Source organism: Azospirillum mesophilum (genome assembly GCF_053470405.2).
Genome location: NZ_JBPXMQ020000006.1, coordinates 37817 through 54453, shown reverse-complemented (window position 1 = coordinate 54453; position 16637 = coordinate 37817). Strand labels below are relative to the sequence as shown.

Below are 16637 nucleotides of genomic sequence, written 5' to 3'. Positions count from 1 at the left end.
GGCCGGTTTCCACGAAAATCTGCGCAAAGCCCGGAACGATGACGACTGATTCCCAACTGCTGCCGCTGCTGACCCGCATCGCCGAGGCGCTGGAGCGCCTGGCCCCGCCGCCCCAGACCCGGCTGGACCTCGCCGCCGCCGACGCCTTCACCTGGCATGCCGACCCCGACCGGCTGGACCCGGTGCCGGTCGTGAACCGGGTGGAGATCGGGCTGCTCCAGGGTGTGGAGCGGCAGCGCGACATCCTGCTGGACAACACGGAGCGCTTCGCCGCCGGGCTGCCGGCCAACAACGCGCTGCTGTGGGGCTCGCGCGGCATGGGCAAAAGCTCGCTGGTGAAGTCGGTGCACGCCTCTGTGGCGGAGAAGCACCCCGGCACGCTGGCCCTGGTGGAAATCCACCGCGAGGACATCCCCACCCTGCCCCGCCTGCTCGCCCGCCTGAAGGACGAGCCGCGCCGCTTCATCCTGTTCTGCGACGACCTGTCCTTTGACCACGACGACGCGCATTACAAGTCGCTGAAGGCCGTGCTGGACGGCGGCATCGAGGGCCGGCCGGACAATGTGGTCTTCTACGCCACCTCCAACCGGCGCCACCTGATGCCGCGCGACATGATCGAGAACGAGCGGTCCACCGCCATCAACCCGGCCGAGGCCGTGGAGGAGAAGGTGTCGCTGTCTGACCGGTTCGGCCTGTGGCTGGGCTTCCACAACTGCGACCAGCCGACCTATTTCGCGATGATCGAGGGCTACGCCCGGCGCTTCGGCCTCGACATCCCGGTCGAGCAGCTGCACGCCGAGGCCGTGGAGTGGTCGATGACGCGCGGCAGCCGGTCCGGCCGCGTCGCCTGGCAGTTCATCCAGGACCTGGCCGGCCGGATGGGGAAACCCCTTCGCTGACCCGCGCGGGATCCAGGCGGTCGCGCGGATCGACCGCCTGGCTTCCCTTGCGCAGTTCGAAATGGAGCTGCGGGCTGGTGACGGAGCCGGTCTGCCCGACCGTCCCGATGGCCTGCCCCCGCTTCACCCGGGCGCCCCGCTCCACGTCGATGCGGTCGAGATGGGCGTAGGCGGTGATGTAGCCGTCGGAATGCTTCACCAAAAGCAGGTTGCCGAAGCCGCGCAGCTCGTTGCCGGCGTAGGCGACGATCCCGTTGTCGGATGCCAGCACCGGCGTCCCCCGCGCGGCGGCGATGTTGACGCCATCGTTGTGCAGCCCGTCGGGCTTCGGCCCGTAGGTCGAGATCACCTTGCCCTTCACCGGCCACAACAGCCGGCCTCCGGACGAGCGCGGCGCGGGCGCTTCCTCCGCCGGGGGCGGCGGAGCCGCGGCGGCCTCCTGGGTGGGAGCGGGAGCGGCGGGCGGAGGCTCAGCAGCGCGCGGCGGGGCTGCGGGGGCCGGCGTGGGAGTGGGAGTGGGAGTGGGCGCCGCCTCGGCGACGATGGCGGGTTTCTGCCCCGGCAGGCGCAGCGAGGTCGGAGCCTGCCCCGGCTGGTAGGTGGTGCCGCCGGCGGCGGACTCGCTGCCCATGGCCGGCTTGGAGCCGGGAACCGGTGCGGCCGCGACGCCGGACGGCGCCGGGGCGGGAGTGGCGGCCGGCGCGGGAGCGCCCGACGGGGGCGGCAGTTCCTCCCCCTTGATCGAACCACGCGACACCTGCTTGACCGGCGCGGTCGCCACCACCGGGCCGGAGCCGGACGATGCGGCGGCGCCACCGCCGGCCTGACCGGCGTCCGCCACCACCGTCCCCTCCGTCCGGGCGCCGCCGTTGCCGGGCAGGCGCAGCGGCTGGCCGGTCTGGACGGCGTAGGGCGGGGTCAGGCCGTTGATGCGCGTCAGCTCGCTGACGTCGACGTTGAACATGCGGGAGACGCCATAAAGCGTGTCCCCCTTCTGCACGATGTACTGGCGAGACGTCGGCAGGACGAGCCGCTGCCCGACCTCCAGCGTGTAGGGCGGGGTCAGGTGGTTGGCCTCGATCAGGTCGCGCAGGGGCACGTTGTAGCGGCGCGACAGGGTGTAGGCGCTGTCGCCGCGCGACACGATGATCGCCCCGCCGGCGGAGTCCGGGGAGTTGCCGACGGTCGTCACCGGGGCAAGCCCGCCGGTGCGCTGGCAGGCGGTCACCAGCGGCAGCATCAGCAGCGCCGCAAGAAGGAAGCGCGACTTCACGCCGAACGGGCCGGCTGATCCGTCTCGGGCGGCGGCTCCGAGGGCGGTTCCGAGGGCGGATCGGACAGCAACGGTACGAAGCGGACGGGCCACAGGTCCTCCCGAATGAGACCGGTTTCGGTCCGCCGGAAGCGGACCACCCGCTGTTCGCGGTAGTCCCCACCCAGCGGGATGACCATGACACCACCAATGGCGAGCTGATCCGTCAAGTCCTTTGGCGGTTCCGGACCGCCAGCGGCCGTGACCAGTATGCGCTCGAAGGGGGCCTGCTCCGGCCATCCCCTGGTCCCGTCGCCGTGCCGGGTCGTGATGTTGTGCAGGCGGAGTGCCTGGAATCGCTTCTCCGCGTCCATCAGCAGCGGCCTCAGCCGCTCGATCGTGTAGAGGCGACGGCACAGGCGCGACAAAATCGCCGCCTGATAGCCGGAGCCGGTCCCGATCTCCAGCACCTTCTGGCGGTCGTTCAGCTCCAGCGCCTGGGTCATCAGACCGACGATCAGCGGCTGGCTGATCGTCTGGCCGAGGTCGATGGGCAGGGCCGTGTCCTCCCAGGCCTTGTCCTGGAAGGCGTTGGGGACGAACAACTCGCGCGGGACCCGTTCGATGGCGGCCAAAACCCTGGTGTCGGTCACGCCGTTGCGGCGCAACGCCATCAGCAAACGGATCTTGCGCGCGTCGACCGTCACACGAATGCCTGTCGCAGCGTCTGAAGCGTCGGGGTGTGCGTCAGGTCCAGGAAGACCGGCGTCACCGAGATACCACCCGAGAATACCACATGGATGTCCGTGTCGGGAGCCACATCGGCCTCCCCGCGCAGCGTGCCGATCCAGATGTAGGGCTTGCCGCGCGGATCGACGCGCTCCAGCAGCTCGTCGCCGATCTTGCGCTTGCCGTGGCGGACCACCTGGATGCCGGTGACCTCCTCGGCCTTGCGGGCCGGGAAGTTCACGTTCAGCAGCACGTTCTTCGGCCAGGCGACGGTCACCGCCTTGCGGATCACGTCGGCGCCCCAGGCCTCCGCCGCCGACCAGTCGATGGGGTTGCCGTTCTCGTAATGCTGGCTCATGGCGATGGACGGCACGCCGAGCAGGGTGGCCTCCATGGCGGCGGCGATTGTGCCCGAATAGGTCACGTCCTCGCCTATGTTGGAGCCCTGGTTGACGCCCGACAGCACCAGCGTCGGGCGCGCGTCCTTCATGACGTGGTTCACGGCCAGCAGCACGCAGTCGGTCGGCGTGCCGTCCACCGTGAAGCGCTTCTCGTCCAGCTTGCGCAGGCGCAGCGGCCGGTTGATGGTCAGCGAGTGGCTGGCGGCCGACTGCTCCATCTCCGGTGCCACGACCCACACGTCGTCGCTGAGCGACCTGGCGATCTTCTCAAGGACCTTCAGTCCCTGGGCGTGGATGCCGTCGTCGTTGGTGACGAGGATGCGGGTCTTGGACAGGTCGAGGGGGAGTTCGAACATCAGAGGGAAATCCTCTCCAGCCCGCGCATGTAGGGCCGGAGCGCTTCGGGGACGAGGATCGAGCCGTCGGGCTGCTGGTAGTTTTCCAGCACCGCGATGAGGCAGCGCCCGACCGCGACGCCCGATCCGTTGAGGGTGTGGACGAACTGCGTCTGCTTCTCGCCCTTGGGCCGGCAGCGCGCCTTCATGCGCCGGGCCTGGAAGTCGCCGCAGTTCGAGCAGCTGGAGATCTCGCGGTACATGTTCTGCCCCGGCAGCCAGACCTCGATGTCGTAGGTCTTGCGGGCGGAGAAGCCCATGTCGCCGGTGCACAGCGTCACCACGCGGTACGGCAGGCCGAGCCGCTGCAGGATGGTCTCCGCGCATTTGGTCATGCGCTCATGCTCCGCCTCCGACTGGTCGGGGGCGGTGATGCTGACCATTTCGACCTTCCAGAACTGGTGCTGGCGGATCATGCCGCGCGTGTCGCGTCCGGCCGAGCCGGCCTCCGCGCGGAAGCAGGGGGTCAGCGCGGTGTAGCGGTAGGGCAGCTCCTCCGTCGCCACGATCTGGTCGTTGACGAGGTTGGTCAACGGCACCTCGGAGGTCGGGATCAGGTAATGGTCCGTGCCGGTGGTGCGGAACAGGTCTTCCTCGAACTTCGGCAGCTGACCGGTGCCGAACAGGGCGTTGTCGCGCACCATCAGCGGCGGCGCGATTTCCGTGTAGCCGTGCTCGGCCGTGTGCACGTCCAGCATGAAGTCGGCGAGCGCGCGTTCCAGCCGCGCGAGCCCACCCTTCAGCACCGTGAAGCGCGCGCCGGACATGCGGGCGGCGGCCTCGAAGTCCATCAGGCCCAGGGCCTCGCCCAGCTCGAAATGCTGCTTGGCGTTGGCGATGGACTTCGGCTCGCCCCAGCGGCGGATCTCGACGTTGGCGGTCTCGTCCGGCCCGTCGGGCACGTCGTCGGCCGGCAGGTTCGGGATGGTGGCGAGCAGCCGGTCGAGTTCGGCGCCGAGCGCCTTCTCCTCCTCCTCGACCTGCGGCAGGCGCACCTTCAGCTGCGCCATCTCGTCCATCAGCGGCTGGGCGTCGCGGCCCTCGCGCTTGGCGACGCCGATCTCCTTCGCCGCCTCGTTGCGGCGGGCCTGCATCTCCTGCAGCTGGGTCTGCGCGGCGCGGCGGCGCGAATCCAGGTCCAGCAGCGTCGGCGACATCGGCTCAAGGCCCCGGCGGGCGAGGCCGCGGTCGAAGGCGTCGGGGTTCTCACGGATGGCGCGAAGGTCGTGCATGGCTCACGGCAAAACGGAATGGGTGGGAGGCTGGTTATAGTGCGCCACCGGGGGAAGGTCCAGTGGCGCGGCCAAACCGGATGTTAACGCATACGGGGCTATTCGCGTGGTGCCCGCCATTTATCGGTGGCGCGGCCCCTCGGGAACGTTGCAGAACCGCGCCCTGTCTCACTCGCTGGCCATCGCATCCCGGACATGCCTCTCGACTCCCGCACCCTCGTCGTCGTTCTGGTCGGACTCGGAGTCCTGCTGACCATCGCCGTCTTCCTGACTTGGCGCGCGCACCGGCACATCCGCGCGCTCGGCTATTGGACGCTGGGCGCCCTGCTGGGCGTGATGGGCATGGCGCTGGTCACCTTGCACGGCGTGGCGCCCGCGGGCTTCATCGTGCCGGTCAGCAACGCCGCGGTGATGACCACCTACATCCTGATTTGGTCCGGCGTGCGGAGCTTCGCGGAGCGCCCGGTTCTCGTCCGGGCGGGCATCGCCCTGTTCGCGGTGCTGGCCTTCGGCAACGGTTATTTCCTGTTCGTGGACGACAACATCGTCGCGCGGATCCTCGTCAATTCGGCGGGGATCACCGGCCTGTCGCTGCTGATCGCGGCGGAACTGCTGCGCGCCGGGCCGACGGGCTCTCCGGGCCTCGCCAAGCGCATGACGGCGCTGATCTTCCTGGGCCACGCCCTGTTCGCCGCGGCCCGCGGGCTGATGACGCCGGGGGCCGGGCCGCTGGAAAACGTGCTGTCGCCCAGCGCGCTGCAGGGCATCGCCTTCCTGGAGACCATCCTGGCCGTGACGGCCTGGAGCTTCGGCTTCCTCGCCATGACCAGCGAGCGGTTGCAGGGCGACCTGGACCGGCTGGCGACCATCGACCCGCTGACCGGCGCCTACAACCGCCGCGCCTTCTTCGCCCATGCGGAGCGCGAGTTGCTGCGGGCGCAACGCACCGGATCGCCCACGGCGCTGCTGCTGCTCGACCTGGACCGGTTCAAGCGGATCAACGACGGCTTCGGCCATCTGGCCGGCGACGCGCTGCTGCGGACCTTCGCCGCGACGGTCACCGCGCGGCTGCGCGCCAGCGACCTGTTCGGCCGCTATGGCGGGGAGGAGTTCTGCCTGCTGCTGCCCGATACGGACCGCACCGGCGCCCTCGCCCTGGCCGAATGCCTGCGCGCCAACGTCGCCGCGCAGGCGCTGGAGTTCGACGGCCAGCGCATCGCGGTAAGCGTCAGCATCGGCGTCGCGGAATGCCGCAGCGGCGCCGACCTGGACACGGCCCTGGCTGACGCCGACAACGCGCTCTATCAGGCCAAAAGGAACGGCCGCGATCAGGTAGTGGTGGCGGAGCGGGCCGGCTGACCGGCCCATTCCTTTACGCCTGCTCGGCTTCCGCCTGTTCGCGCTTCTTCTCGATGCTGCGGCCGATCCAGATCGAGATTTCGTAAAGGGCCAGCAGCGGAATAGCGAGGCCGCACTGGCTGATGACGTCCGGGGGCGTCAGCACGGCGGCGATGATGAAGACGAACACGATGGCGTAGCGCCGCTTGGCGGCCAGCGTCTCCGTCGTCAGCAGGCCGGCGCGGACCAGCAGCGTCAGCAGCACCGGAAGCTGGAAGGCCAACCCGAACGCGAAGATCAGGTGCATCACCAGCCCGAGATACTCGCCCACGCGGGCCTCGAACTCGATCGGCAGGGCCGCCGTGTCGGTGCCGGGGTGGAACTCGAAGCCCAGGAAGAAGCGCCAAGCCAGCGGGAAGATGAAATAGTAGACCATCGCCCCGCCCAGGAAGAACAGGATCGGAGTGGCCACCAGGAAGGGCAGAAAGGCCTTGCGCTCGTGCTTGTACAGGCCGGGCGCCACGAACATCCAGATCTGGCTGGCGACGATGGGGAAGGACAGGAAGCAGCCGGCCCAGAAGGACACCTTCACATAGGTGAAGAAGGCCTCCGTCAGGCCGGTGTAGATCATCCGGCGCCCCTGCCCCGCCAAAATGTCGGCCAAGGGCTGGACCAGGAAATTGTAGATCCGGTCGGAGAAGGCGTAGCAGAGGAAGAACGCCACGACGATGGCGATGATCGCGTACATCAGCCGGTTGCGCAGCTCGACCAGATGGTCGATCAGCGGCATCTTGCTTTCTTCAAGCTCGTCTTCGGTCTCGCCGGTCATGCGGGTATCGCCGGACACTGGGGTCACGCCTGCTTGTTGGTCGTTTGCACCGGCACGGGTTCAGCCGCCGCCGGCGTGGGAGTGAACTCCACCGGAGCGGCGGGCGGCGGCGGAGCCGTCACCGGAGGCTCCGTGGCCGGCTGGGGCTGGGCCGCCGCGACCTGCGGGGAGCCGACGGGCGCCGGTTCCTCCTCCGGCGGGCTTCCGGGGTGGCCAGAGAAGCCGACATCGAAGGCGTTCTTCAGATCGCCCTTCGGATCGACCGTGTTCTCGACCATGCTCTTCAGGTTCGCGTCGCGGACCTTCAGCGCTTCGCGGCGCAGCTCGTCCAGCTCCGCCTCGCGCATCATGTCGTCGATGTGGCCCTGGAATTCGCGCGCGACCACGCGCGCCTTCCGCACCCATTTGCCCAGGGTGAAGATGGCTTTGGGCAGGTCTTTCGGGCCGATGACCACAAGGGCCACGACCGCGATGACCATCAGTTCCGACCAGGCGATGTCGAACATGGCTCCTCAGCCTTTTCGAGACGGCGCGTGGACCGACGACGCCGACCGGTCAGGTGCGGGCCGTCTCGTCCTTCTTCACGCCATGATCCGCGGGCGCCGCCGGCGGAACGGGCTGGTTCGGCAGCACCTTGGATTCGGTGGCTGGCGGAGTGGTCGCCTCGTCCTCGTCCTTCAGGCCGGCCTTGAAGTTCTTGATGCCCTTGGCGAGGTCGCCCATCACCTTCGGCAGCTTGCCGGCGCCGAACAGGAGCAGCACGATCAGCAGAACGATGACCCAATGCCAGATGCTGGAAAATCCCATGACACACTTTTCCTGAACGCTCGCCCCATCGGCGGGGCGGCACTATGGCAGAAAGGTTTCGCCACCGCAACGCTCGGCGGGGCGGCCGTTTCCGACGAAACCACCTTGGGGAATCAGGTGGTGCCTTGCGCCGGAAATACGAAGACCTGACGAAGGTCGAGGTCCACCGAAACGCGGCTTTCCTCCGCCGCCAGGAACTGCCCCGGCATGCGGGAATGCAGGTGGACCGACCCGCCCGCCCCGTCCGGCAGGTCGAGATGCACAAGGCTGGAGCGGCCCAGCAGGCGCGCCGCCGTCACGCGGGCCTGCATCGGCTGGGTGGCGTCCGGGGAAACGCTCAGCCGCAGCGCCTCCGGCCGGATCAGCACCTCGGCGGCCGTGCCATCGGACAGGCGGGTGGGCACCGGGCCAACGGGCGTGTCCACCGTACCGTCGCGCGCCACGCCGGCCAAGCGGTTGACCTCCCCGAAGAAGGCGGCGGCGTAGGCCGTGGCCGGGCGGGTGTAGAGGTCCACAGGGTTGCCGATCTGCTCGATCCGGCCGGCGCGCATCAGCACGATGCGGTCGGCGAGGAACATCGCCTCCTCCGGATCGTGGGTGACCAGCATGGTGGCTGCGCCGTTCTTCTTCAGGACATGCAGCGTCTCGTCCCGCACGCGGTCGCGCAGCCGGGCGTCGAGGCCGGAAAAAGGCTCGTCCAGCAACAGCACCGACGGGTTGGGCGCGAGCGCGCGGGCCAGCGCCACCCGCTGCTGCTGCCCACCCGAGAGGTGATGCGGGAAGGAGCCCGCATGGTCGGCCATGCCCACCTGCCCCAGCGTTTCCAGCGCGCGGCGGCGTTGCGCCTCGCCGGACAGGCTGGTCAGGCCGAAGCGCACGTTGTCGAGCACCGACAGGTGCGGGAACAGCGCGTAATCCTGGAAAACGAGTCCGACGCCGCGCTTTTCCGGTGGGACCGCGCCGCGCTCGTCGGCGACAAGCCGCCCGCCGATGCGCACCGCCCCCCTCTGCAAGGGCTCAAGCCCCGCCGCGACCCGCAACAGGGAGGACTTGCCGCAGCCCGATGGGCCGCACAGGCAGACGATCTCCCCCGCCGCGACGGTCAGGCTGACGTCGTCCACCGCGGTCACCCGGCCGTAGCGGTGGGTTACGAGGTCGAGCGCCAGGGCTGGCGGCGGGCCGTCCGGGCGCTCCCCGACGGTGCGGAGGGTGCTGCGGCGGTCGTGGGCGACGGTTGGACAATCCATGAGGATCCCGGTCGGAAGCGGCCAAGGGGTTCGGTTCCCGTGTACCCGCTCCAGGCGTGAAAATGCAAATGGTTCTTATTTGCGGAGCAGCGCCTACGAATCTCCGTCGTCGGACTCGCCCCTGTCCGCCGGTTCGTCCAGGCCGCCGCCGGCGATGCCCAGCAGGACGGGGCGCGAGTCGAGCAGGCCGGCGGCGCGCAGATCCTCCACGCCCGGCAGGTCGCGCAGGGATTCCAGCCCGAAATGGTCGAGGAAATGGTCGGTGGTGATCCAGGTCAGCGGGCGGCCGGGCGTCTCCCGGCGGCGGCCGGGGCGGATCCAGCCGTTCTCCATCAGGATGTCCAGCGTGCCCTTGCTGGTCGCCACACCGCGGATCGCCTCGATCTCCGCGCGGGTGACCGGCTGGTGGTAAGCGATGATCGCCAGTGTCTCGATGGCCGCGCGGGACAGCTTCTTGGAGACTTCCTCCTCCTGCCGGAGCAGAGGGGCGAGGTCCACCGCCGTGCGGAACGACCAGCCCGCCCCCGTGCGGATGAGGTTCACCCCGCGCGCCGCGTAATGCGCGCGAAGCTCCTCCAACAGGGCGCGCACGTCGGCCTCGCGGCCCAGCCGTCCGGCCAGCGTCTCCTCGTCCAGCGGGTCGGCGGAGGCGAACAGCAGCGCCTCCAGCAGCCGCAGCTTCTGAACGCGGGCTTCGGCCTCGTCGGAGTTTGTGGTTTCCTGGATCATCGTTTCGGAACCGTTCAGTCCGGCCGGCGCGCGGCGCGGCGGACGTAGATGGGGGTGAAGGCGCCGTCCTGGCGGAGTTCCACCTGCCCCGCCTTGGCAAGCTCCAGCGTTGCGGCAAAGTGCGCTGCCAGCGCGGAGCGGTTCAGCAGCGTCCCCCGCACGCCGTCCGGCAGGAAGCTGGACAGGGTCGCCCAGTCCGGCATGTGGCCCAGCAACTCCGACAGGCGGCGCACCGCATCCTCCAGCGAATAGAGCCGCACCGGCTCGATGTGCAGGACGCCGCCCTCCTTGCGCTTCTTGTGCTCGCCGTAGGCTTTCAGCAGGTCGTACAGCGTGACCTGGAAGACCGACTTGCGCTGGATGTCCACATCCTCCGGCGCGCCGCGCGCGAAGATATCGACGCCCAGGCGCGGGCGGTCGAACAGGCGACCGGCCGCCTCCTTCATCGCCTCCAGCCGTTGCAGCTGGAACGCCAGGGCCGCCGCCATGTCCTCGCCGCTCGGCTCCTCATCCTCGACCTCCGGGATCAGCAGGCGCGACTTCAGGTAGGCGAGCCATGCCGCCATGACGAGGTAGTCGGCGGCCAGCTCCAGCCGCACCTTGCGCGCCTCCGCGACGAAGGCGAGGTACTGGTCGGCAAGTTGCAGGATGGAGATCTTGGTCAGGTCCACCTTCTGCTCGCGCCCCAGCGCCAGCAGCATGTCGAGCGGCCCCTCGAACCCGTCCAGAACCAGGACCAATTGCTCCGCGGGAGTCGACGGGGTATCGCCGCCGTCCTGAGAAACGTCCTCCACCATGGTCAGGAATTGCCGCTGAGGACCTGGATCAGGTCGATCACGTAGTCGACCGGCGGGCCGAGCACCCAGCTCATGACGTTCAGGTTCACCCCGATCTCCCGCCCGATCATCGGCAGCAGGAAGAAGGCGCCAAGCAGGATCAACATGCCGTAGCGCTCCAGCCGCGCCAGCGGGAAGGCCAGCGCGTCGGGCAGGATGCCCACCGCCACCCGCCCGCCGTCCAGGGGCGGCAGCGGAATGAGGTTGAAAACCATCAGCACGACGTTGACGAGGACCGACACCTCCAGCGCGGCGCGGAACCACGTCTCGACGGCGCCGCCCTGCGCGCTCGTCAGTCCCCACAGGATGGCGGAGATCAGCGCCAGCACGAAGTTGATTCCCGGCCCGGCCAGCGCCACCCAAACCATGTCGCGACGCGGGCGGTACAGGCGGCCGAAATTCACCGGCACGGGCTTGGCCCAGCCGAACACGAAGCCGGTGGTGAAATACATCAGGGCCGGCAGGATAACCGTGCCGAACAGGTCGATGTGGCGGAGCGGGTTCAGCGTCACGCGGCCGAGTTGCCACGCCGTGTCGTCGCCGCGCCACCAGGCCACGAAGCCGTGCGCCGCCTCGTGCAGCGTGATGGCGAGGATCGCGGGGATGGCGACCGCGGCGATCATCGGAATGCGGTCGATCAAGCCGTCCACGCCCGTTCCTCCTGTTTTACGCCAGCTTGGTTCCTGGGGGGGTGCCGAGAAGCTCGGCCAGCCGCGCCGTCAGGGCGGCGACGTCCACCGGCTCCGGCGCGCAGCGCACCGCCTGGGCCAGCGCCCAGCGCTGGGCGGCGGCGTAGGTCATCGCCGGCACGGCCTCGGCCACGGCCTCCATCTCCTCCATCACGCCATTGCAGTGAAGCACGATGTCCAGCCCCGCCGCCAGCACGGCCTGCGCCCGGCTCCGCATGTCGCCGGCCAGCGCGCCCATGGAGAGGTCGTCGCTGAACAGCAGCCCGTCGAAGCCGATCGGCGCGCCGCGCACCACGTCGCGCACCACGGTGGCGGAGGTGCTGGCCGGGGCATCCGGGTCGATGGCCTTCAGCACCACATGGGCGACCATGCCCAGCGGCATGTCGGCCAGATCGCGGAAGGGCGCGAAGTCGGTGGTGTCCAGATCCTCGCGCGGGGCGTCCACCACCGGCAGCTCGGCGTGGCTGTCGGCGAAGGCGCGGCCGTGGCCGGGGATGTGCTTGACCACCGGCAGGACGCCGCCGGCGATCAACCCCTCGCAGGTCGCGCGGGCCAGAGCGGCCACCCGTGCCGGGTCGCGCGAGAAGGCGCGGTCGCCGATGATGTCGTGGGCACCCTCGACCGGCACGTCGCAGACCGGCGCGCAGTCCACCGTCACGCCGACATTCAGCAGCGTGTGGGCCAGCAGACGGGCGTTGATCCAGGCGGCCTCCCGCCCAGCCTCGGCATCGCGCTCGGCAAGCGCGCCGAACACGCGCATGGGCGGGAAGGACGGCCAGTGCGGCGGCCGCATGCGGGCCACGCGCCCGCCTTCCTGGTCGATCAGCACCGGCGCGTCGGGGCGCCCCACGGACTCCCGCATCGCGTCCACCAGCGCACGCACCTGATCGGGCGTGTCGCAGTTGCGCTTGAACAGGATGAAGCCCAGCGGGTCGGCGCCACGGAAGAACGCGCGTTCCTCCGCGGTCAGCACGGTGCCGGCGGCGCCGAAGACCACCGCGCGGGGGCGGCTGGCGTTCCCGGCCGCCTTCGCGGAGGCCTTGGACGGCTTACGGATGGACAACCACACACCCCACGTTCTGCGCCTTGAGCTGCGCGCAGGCCGCCTTGGCCCGCGCCTCGTCGAGGCCAACGCCCTGCACGCGGTAGAAAATGCCCTTTTCGCCGAGGTCGGCCTTGGCGACCGTCATGTTCACCCCGCCCAGCGCCGCGGCGTGACGGCCGGACAGGCGCTTCCACTCGGCGGCGGCTTCCGCCTCGCTGCGCACGGAGGCGAGCTGGATGCGCCAGCCACTCCCGCCAGCAGCGGCCTTGGCCGGAGCGGGAGGTGCAGCAGCAGCCGGAGGAGCCGCCGGGGCGGCGGCCGGCTTGGCCGCCTGCACCGAATTCTGGGGAGCCACCGAATTCTGGGGAGCCGTTGCCGTGCCCTGCGCGGGTGCGGGTTTCGGCGGGGCCGGGAGCGCCGCCGTCTGCACCGGCGCCGCCGGAGCAGCCTTCGGAGCACCCGGCTGCGCCTGGGCCGCCTGGGAGGGGGCCGGCTTGGCAGCCGGCGGCGCGACCGGCTTGGCCGCCGCAACGGCTGCCGGAGCCGGCGGCGCGGCGGCAACGGCCGGCGACGGCGCGGGCTGGGCGGCTTCGGCCGGCGGGACCTCGCCGTCCGACGGCAGGCGCGGCACGGTGGTCGTGGCGCCCGGCGGCGGGGGCGGAAGCTGGCCGACGGCGGGCACCACCGGCAACGACGGCGGCGGCGGCATCTGCGGGGTCACCACCGGGCGCGGCAGCGGCTCCTCCGGCGGCGGCAGCAGGCGCTCGACGCTCTGCTTCTGGCCGCGCTCGTTCAGCCGCTCGTAGACCAGCTTGTCCTGGTGCGGCACCTCGACGCCGCCCGGCTGTTCCGGGCGCATCTTGGTCGGTGTGCCGTCGGCGGTCAGCAGCGGCGGGCCGCCGTCCGGCCCGGCCCGCTCCCCTTTGGAGTAGTTGACGACGATGGCGCCCGCGAAGGCCACGATGCCGACCACGGCCATCCCGAGGCCCAGCAGCCCGCGCCGGCCTCCCCGCTGCGGCGGCGCGCCGTAGGGGTTGGTGGCGTAGTTGACATCGCCCTCGTACTTCATGACCGCATTTCCTCCACCGGCTCGACGCCCATGACCGCGAGACCTGAGGCGATCACCGTGGCGACCGCGCTGACCAGAGCCAGACGCGCCACGGTCACCTCCTCGTCGCCGTCGATCAGGAAGCGCAGGCTGGCGTCGTCGCGGCCCTTGTTCCACAGCGCGTGGAAGTCGCTGGCGAGGTCGTAGAGGTAGAAGGCGACGCGGTGCGGCTCATGCGCCTCCGCGGCCGATTCCACCAGACGCGGCCAGGTCGCCATGCGCTTGGCCAGCGCCATCTCCTCCTCCGTGTCGAGGCGGGCGAGGTTGGCCTTGGCGGCCAGCGCGGCCGGCGTCAGGTCCACGTCCGGCAGCGCGGCGGCCGCGTGGCGCAGGACCGAGCGGCAGCGGGCGTGCGCATACTGCACGTAGAAGACCGGGTTGTCCTTCGACTGCTCCACGACCTTGGCGAAGTCGAACTCCAGCGTCTGGTCGTTGCGGCGGGTCAGCATGATGAAGCGGACGACGTCCTTGCCGACCTCCTCGATCACGTCGCGCAGGGTCACGAAGGTGCCCGCGCGCTTGGACATCTTCACCGGCTCGCCGTTCTTCATCAGGTGGACGAGCTGGCACAGTTTCACGTCCAGCGCCGCCTTGCCCTCGGTGACCGCCGAGGTCGCGGCCTGCATGCGCTTGACGTAGCCGCCGTGGTCGGCGCCCCACACGTCGATCAGGTTGGCAAAGCCACGCCGATACTTATCAAAGTGATAGGCGATGTCGTTCGAGAAGTAGGTGAAGGAGCCATCCGACTTCTTCAGCGGCCGGTCCACGTCGTCGCCGAAGTCCGTAGACTTGAACAGGGTCTGCGGGCGCGGCTCCCAGTCGTCGGGCTTCTTGCCCTTCGGCGGCTCCAGCACGCCGACATAGATCAGGCCGCGATCCTCCAGCGTCTTCAGCGCCGTGTCCACCGCGCCGGCCTTCACCAGCGCGCGTTCGGAGCTGTAGACGTCCATCCGCACGCCGAGGACGCCCAGATCCTCCTTGATCCACTCCATGATCGTGGCGATGGCGAAGTCGCGGCAGGCCGGCAGCCACTCGGACTCGTCCTTGCCGACCCAGGCGTTGCCGTCGCGCTCGGCCAGCGCCTGACCGACCTCCTTCAGATATTCGCCCGGATAAAGGCCCGCCGGGATCTCGCCGATGTCCTCGCCCAGCGCCTCGCGGTAGCGCAGGAAGGTCGAGCGGCCCAGCACGTCCACCTGGGCGCCGGCATCGTTGATGTAGTACTCGCGCGTGACCGCGTAGCCGGCCTTCTCCAGCAGCGCCGCCAGCGCGTCGCCGAACACGGCGCCGCGGCCGTGCGCCGCGTGCAGCGGGCCGGTTGGGTTGGCCGACACATACTCGACGTTCACCGGCTCCTTGCCGCCCAGGTCGCTGTCGCCGTAGGCGCGGCCGGCGTTCAGCACGTCGCGGATGCGGTCGCGCCACACGTCGCACGACAGGCGCAGATTCACGAAGCCCGGCCCGGCGATCTCGACGCTCGCCACGTCCGGCCGGGCCTTCAGCTTCGCCACCAGCAGTTCCGCCAGCGCGCGCGGCGGCTTGCCCGCCGGCTTGGCCAAGATCATCGCCGCGTTGGTCGACAGGTCGCCGTGCGCCGCCTCGCGCGGCGGCTCCACCGTCAGGCGGCTGGTGTCGAGCCCCGCCGGAATCGCGCCTTCCGCGGCGAGTTCTTCCAGCAGCTTGCGAATATCGTTCTCGAAGGCCTTGAAAATGTTCGTCATCGTCGGTCTTGGGCCTTAGGTCTTGGCGTCCATGTCGAAAAGTCGGCCGTACTCGGCCAGCGCGTAGCGGTCGGTCATCCCGGCGATGTAGTCGGCGACCAGCCGGGCGCGCACCATCATGTCCGTGTCCCCGCCGAGCGCCGTCACGTCCGCCTGCCATTGGGTGGGCAGCGTGTTGGGCTCGGCCATGAACAGGTCGAACAGGGCGGCGACGACCCGCTTGCACTTGCTCATTTCCCGGTTGACCCGGTAATGGCGGTACATGCGCTGTTTCAGGAAGGCGCGCAAGGGGCGCTGCGCCTCGAACATCCCGTCGGAGAAGCTGACCACCGGCACCGGCAGCGCCCGCACCTCCGCGGCGCTGCCCGGCCGGAACTCGTCCAGGCGCTTGCGCGTCTCGGCCAGCAGGTCGGTGACCATGTTGTTGATCATGCGCCGGATCGTCTCGTGGATCAGGCGCGAGCGCTCCAGATTGGGGTAGCGGTCGCAGACTTGGCGGACCACCGGCCCGACCAGCGGCAGTTCGGCCACCTCGTCCACCGTGAAAAGGCCGGCGCGCAGGCCGTCGTCGATGTCGTGGTTGTTGTAGGCGATGTCGTCGGCCAGCGCGGCCACCTGCGCCTCGGCCCCCGGATTGGTGTGCAGTTCCAGGTCCCATTCGCCCTGGAAGGCCGCCAGCGTGGTCGGCAGGCGCTTGCCGTCCGGCAGAGGCAGCAGCGGGCCGTTGTGCTTGACCACGCCCTCCAGCGCTTCCCAGGTCAGGTTCAGCCCGTCGAACTCGGCGTAGCGGCGCTCCAGCTTCGTCAGGATGCGCAGCGTCTGGTCGTTGTGGGCGAAACCGCCGTAGGGCTCCATGCAGGCGTTCAGCGCGTCCTCGCCGGCGTGGCCGAAGGGGGTGTGGCCCAAGTCGTGGGCGAGCGCCACCGCCTCCGCCAGATCCTCGTTCAGTCCCAGCGTGCGGCTGATGGACCGCGCGATCTGCGCGACTTCCAGGCTGTGGGTCAGGCGCGTGCGGTAATAGTCGCCCTCGTGATAGACGAACACCTGCGTCTTGTACTTCAGCTTTCGGAAGGCGCCGGAATGCACGATGCGGTCGCGGTCGCGCTGGTAGCACGAGCGCGTCGGGCTTTCCGGTTCCCGCACCAGCCGCCCGCGCGTGTCCGCCGGGTTGCAGCCGTAGGGTGCCAGCCGATCCTGGAAGATGTCCGCCGTCATGGCGCGGACACTACCGGCGGGGGCCGATCGGCGCAACGGCGAAGGCGGGGACATTGCTTCAAGGATATGAAGCCACCGCTGGATTGACCGATGGATTCGCCGCTGGATTTCGCTGGGCTGACATGTCTTTGACGAACCGCCGCCTTGCCCTTACATTCCAGGTCG

At 69.8% G+C, this 16637-nt stretch carries 17 protein-coding genes; 2 read left to right on the top strand and 15 right to left on the bottom strand.

Annotated elements, in window-relative coordinates:
- The first annotated feature begins 38 nt into the window (after positions 1-38).
- Complete coding sequence (locus ACSVC7_RS08680; RefSeq protein ID WP_448206522.1) at positions 39-899, top strand: ATP-binding protein; 861 nt, start codon at positions 39-41, stop codon at positions 897-899.
- On the opposite strand, the gene ACSVC7_RS08675 is transcribed toward ACSVC7_RS08680, so the two are convergent.
- Genes ACSVC7_RS08675 through serS form a run of 4 tightly spaced genes read right to left on the bottom strand, consistent with a single transcriptional unit; the run spans position 856 to position 4908 of the window.
- Entirely contained in the window at positions 856-2172 is a 1317-nt protein-coding gene (locus tag ACSVC7_RS08675; protein ID WP_448206521.1) for a peptidoglycan DD-metalloendopeptidase family protein, read from the bottom strand. The two genes, ACSVC7_RS08680 and ACSVC7_RS08675, sit on opposite strands and share 44 nt — an antisense overlap.
- Entirely contained in the window at positions 2169-2858 is a 690-nt protein-coding gene (locus ACSVC7_RS08670) for a protein-L-isoaspartate(D-aspartate) O-methyltransferase (protein ID WP_448206520.1), read from the bottom strand. The genes ACSVC7_RS08675 and ACSVC7_RS08670 overlap by 4 nt, the downstream gene beginning before the upstream one ends.
- The gene (surE, locus tag ACSVC7_RS08665) at positions 2855-3637 is read right to left on the bottom strand and encodes a 5'/3'-nucleotidase SurE (RefSeq protein WP_448206519.1); all 783 of its coding nucleotides are present in this window, start codon (positions 3635-3637) and stop codon (positions 2855-2857) included. The genes ACSVC7_RS08670 and surE overlap by 4 nt, the downstream gene beginning before the upstream one ends.
- Positions 3637-4908, bottom strand: coding sequence for a serine--tRNA ligase (gene serS, locus ACSVC7_RS08660; protein ID WP_448206518.1), 1272 nt, complete (start codon positions 4906-4908; stop codon positions 3637-3639). The genes surE and serS overlap by 1 nt, the downstream gene beginning before the upstream one ends.
- 195 nt (positions 4909-5103) lie before the next feature.
- On the opposite strand from serS, the gene ACSVC7_RS08655 reads away from it, so the two are divergent.
- Positions 5104-6267: a GGDEF domain-containing protein gene (locus ACSVC7_RS08655; RefSeq protein ID WP_448206517.1), complete on the top strand. Its 1164-nt coding sequence runs from the start codon at positions 5104-5106 to the stop codon at positions 6265-6267.
- 13 nt (positions 6268-6280) lie between these two features.
- Here ACSVC7_RS08655 and tatC read toward each other — a convergent pair whose 3' ends face one another.
- The 11 genes from tatC to ACSVC7_RS08600 all read right to left on the bottom strand — a co-directional run bounded on the left by tatC (position 6281) and on the right by ACSVC7_RS08600 (position 16472).
- Positions 6281-7075, bottom strand: coding sequence for a twin-arginine translocase subunit TatC (gene tatC, locus ACSVC7_RS08650; RefSeq protein ID WP_448206516.1), 795 nt, complete (start codon positions 7073-7075; stop codon positions 6281-6283).
- Positions 7076-7098: 23 nt separating this feature from the next.
- Positions 7099-7581 (bottom strand): Sec-independent protein translocase protein TatB, encoded by a 483-nt coding sequence (gene tatB / locus ACSVC7_RS08645; RefSeq protein ID WP_448206515.1) that lies wholly within the window; start codon positions 7579-7581, stop codon positions 7099-7101.
- 49 nt (positions 7582-7630) lie between these two features.
- On the bottom strand, positions 7631-7882 hold the full coding sequence (locus ACSVC7_RS08640) for a twin-arginine translocase TatA/TatE family subunit (protein ID WP_448206514.1): 252 nt from the start codon (positions 7880-7882) through the stop codon (positions 7631-7633).
- Between the two features lie 113 nt (positions 7883-7995).
- Complete coding sequence (locus ACSVC7_RS08635; protein WP_448206513.1) at positions 7996-9129, bottom strand: ABC transporter ATP-binding protein; 1134 nt, start codon at positions 9127-9129, stop codon at positions 7996-7998.
- Between the two features lie 93 nt (positions 9130-9222).
- On the bottom strand, positions 9223-9858 hold the full coding sequence (gene scpB / locus ACSVC7_RS08630; protein WP_448206512.1) for an SMC-Scp complex subunit ScpB: 636 nt from the start codon (positions 9856-9858) through the stop codon (positions 9223-9225).
- 14 nt (positions 9859-9872) lie between these two features.
- Positions 9873-10655: a segregation and condensation protein A gene (locus tag ACSVC7_RS08625; protein WP_448206511.1), complete on the bottom strand. Its 783-nt coding sequence runs from the start codon at positions 10653-10655 to the stop codon at positions 9873-9875.
- 2 nt (positions 10656-10657) lie between these two features.
- Entirely contained in the window at positions 10658-11317 is a 660-nt protein-coding gene (locus ACSVC7_RS08620; RefSeq protein ID WP_448206568.1) for a site-2 protease family protein, read from the bottom strand.
- A 43-nt stretch (positions 11318-11360) separates the two neighbouring features.
- On the bottom strand, positions 11361-12446 hold the full coding sequence (gene nagZ, locus ACSVC7_RS08615; RefSeq protein WP_448206510.1) for a beta-N-acetylhexosaminidase: 1086 nt from the start codon (positions 12444-12446) through the stop codon (positions 11361-11363).
- Positions 12433-13497, bottom strand: a complete 1065-nt coding sequence (locus ACSVC7_RS08610) for an SPOR domain-containing protein (RefSeq protein WP_448206509.1) — start codon at positions 13495-13497, stop codon at positions 12433-12435. The genes nagZ and ACSVC7_RS08610 overlap by 14 nt, the downstream gene beginning before the upstream one ends.
- Complete coding sequence (gene argS / locus ACSVC7_RS08605; RefSeq protein ID WP_448206508.1) at positions 13494-15257, bottom strand: arginine--tRNA ligase; 1764 nt, start codon at positions 15255-15257, stop codon at positions 13494-13496. Before argS ends, ACSVC7_RS08610 begins: the two co-directional genes overlap by 4 nt.
- 15 nt (positions 15258-15272) lie before the next feature.
- The gene (locus ACSVC7_RS08600) at positions 15273-16472 is read right to left on the bottom strand and encodes a deoxyguanosinetriphosphate triphosphohydrolase (RefSeq protein ID WP_448206507.1); all 1200 of its coding nucleotides are present in this window, start codon (positions 16470-16472) and stop codon (positions 15273-15275) included.
- Between the last annotated feature and the right edge of the window lie 165 nt (positions 16473-16637).

Excerpts from the sequence above, each read along its gene's own strand:
- ACSVC7_RS08600 (WP_448206507.1), bottom strand. The coding sequence starts at position 16,472 with ATGACGGCGGACATCTTCCAGGATCGGCTGGCACCCTACGGCTGCAAC.
- ACSVC7_RS08640 (WP_448206514.1), bottom strand. The coding sequence starts at position 7,882 with ATGGGATTTTCCAGCATCTGGCATTGGGTCATCGTTCTGCTGATCGTG.
- tatC (WP_448206516.1), bottom strand. The coding sequence starts at position 7,075 with ATGACCGGCGAGACCGAAGACGAGCTTGAAGAAAGCAAGATGCCGCTG.
- tatB (WP_448206515.1), bottom strand. The coding sequence starts at position 7,581 with ATGTTCGACATCGCCTGGTCGGAACTGATGGTCATCGCGGTCGTGGCC.
- surE (WP_448206519.1), bottom strand. The coding sequence starts at position 3,637 with ATGTTCGAACTCCCCCTCGACCTGTCCAAGACCCGCATCCTCGTCACC.
- ACSVC7_RS08610 (WP_448206509.1), bottom strand. The coding sequence starts at position 13,497 with ATGAAGTACGAGGGCGATGTCAACTACGCCACCAACCCCTACGGCGCG.
- ACSVC7_RS08635 (WP_448206513.1), bottom strand. The coding sequence starts at position 9,129 with ATGGATTGTCCAACCGTCGCCCACGACCGCCGCAGCACCCTCCGCACC.
- ACSVC7_RS08680 (WP_448206522.1), top strand. The coding sequence starts at position 39 with ATGACGACTGATTCCCAACTGCTGCCGCTGCTGACCCGCATCGCCGAG.
- ACSVC7_RS08625 (WP_448206511.1), bottom strand. The coding sequence starts at position 10,655 with ATGGTGGAGGACGTTTCTCAGGACGGCGGCGATACCCCGTCGACTCCC.
- scpB (WP_448206512.1), bottom strand. The coding sequence starts at position 9,858 with ATGATCCAGGAAACCACAAACTCCGACGAGGCCGAAGCCCGCGTTCAG.
- serS (WP_448206518.1), bottom strand. The coding sequence starts at position 4,908 with ATGCACGACCTTCGCGCCATCCGTGAGAACCCCGACGCCTTCGACCGC.
- ACSVC7_RS08620 (WP_448206568.1), bottom strand. The coding sequence starts at position 11,317 with ATGATCGCCGCGGTCGCCATCCCCGCGATCCTCGCCATCACGCTGCAC.
- ACSVC7_RS08655 (WP_448206517.1), top strand. The coding sequence starts at position 5,104 with ATGCCTCTCGACTCCCGCACCCTCGTCGTCGTTCTGGTCGGACTCGGA.
- argS (WP_448206508.1), bottom strand. The coding sequence starts at position 15,257 with ATGACGAACATTTTCAAGGCCTTCGAGAACGATATTCGCAAGCTGCTG.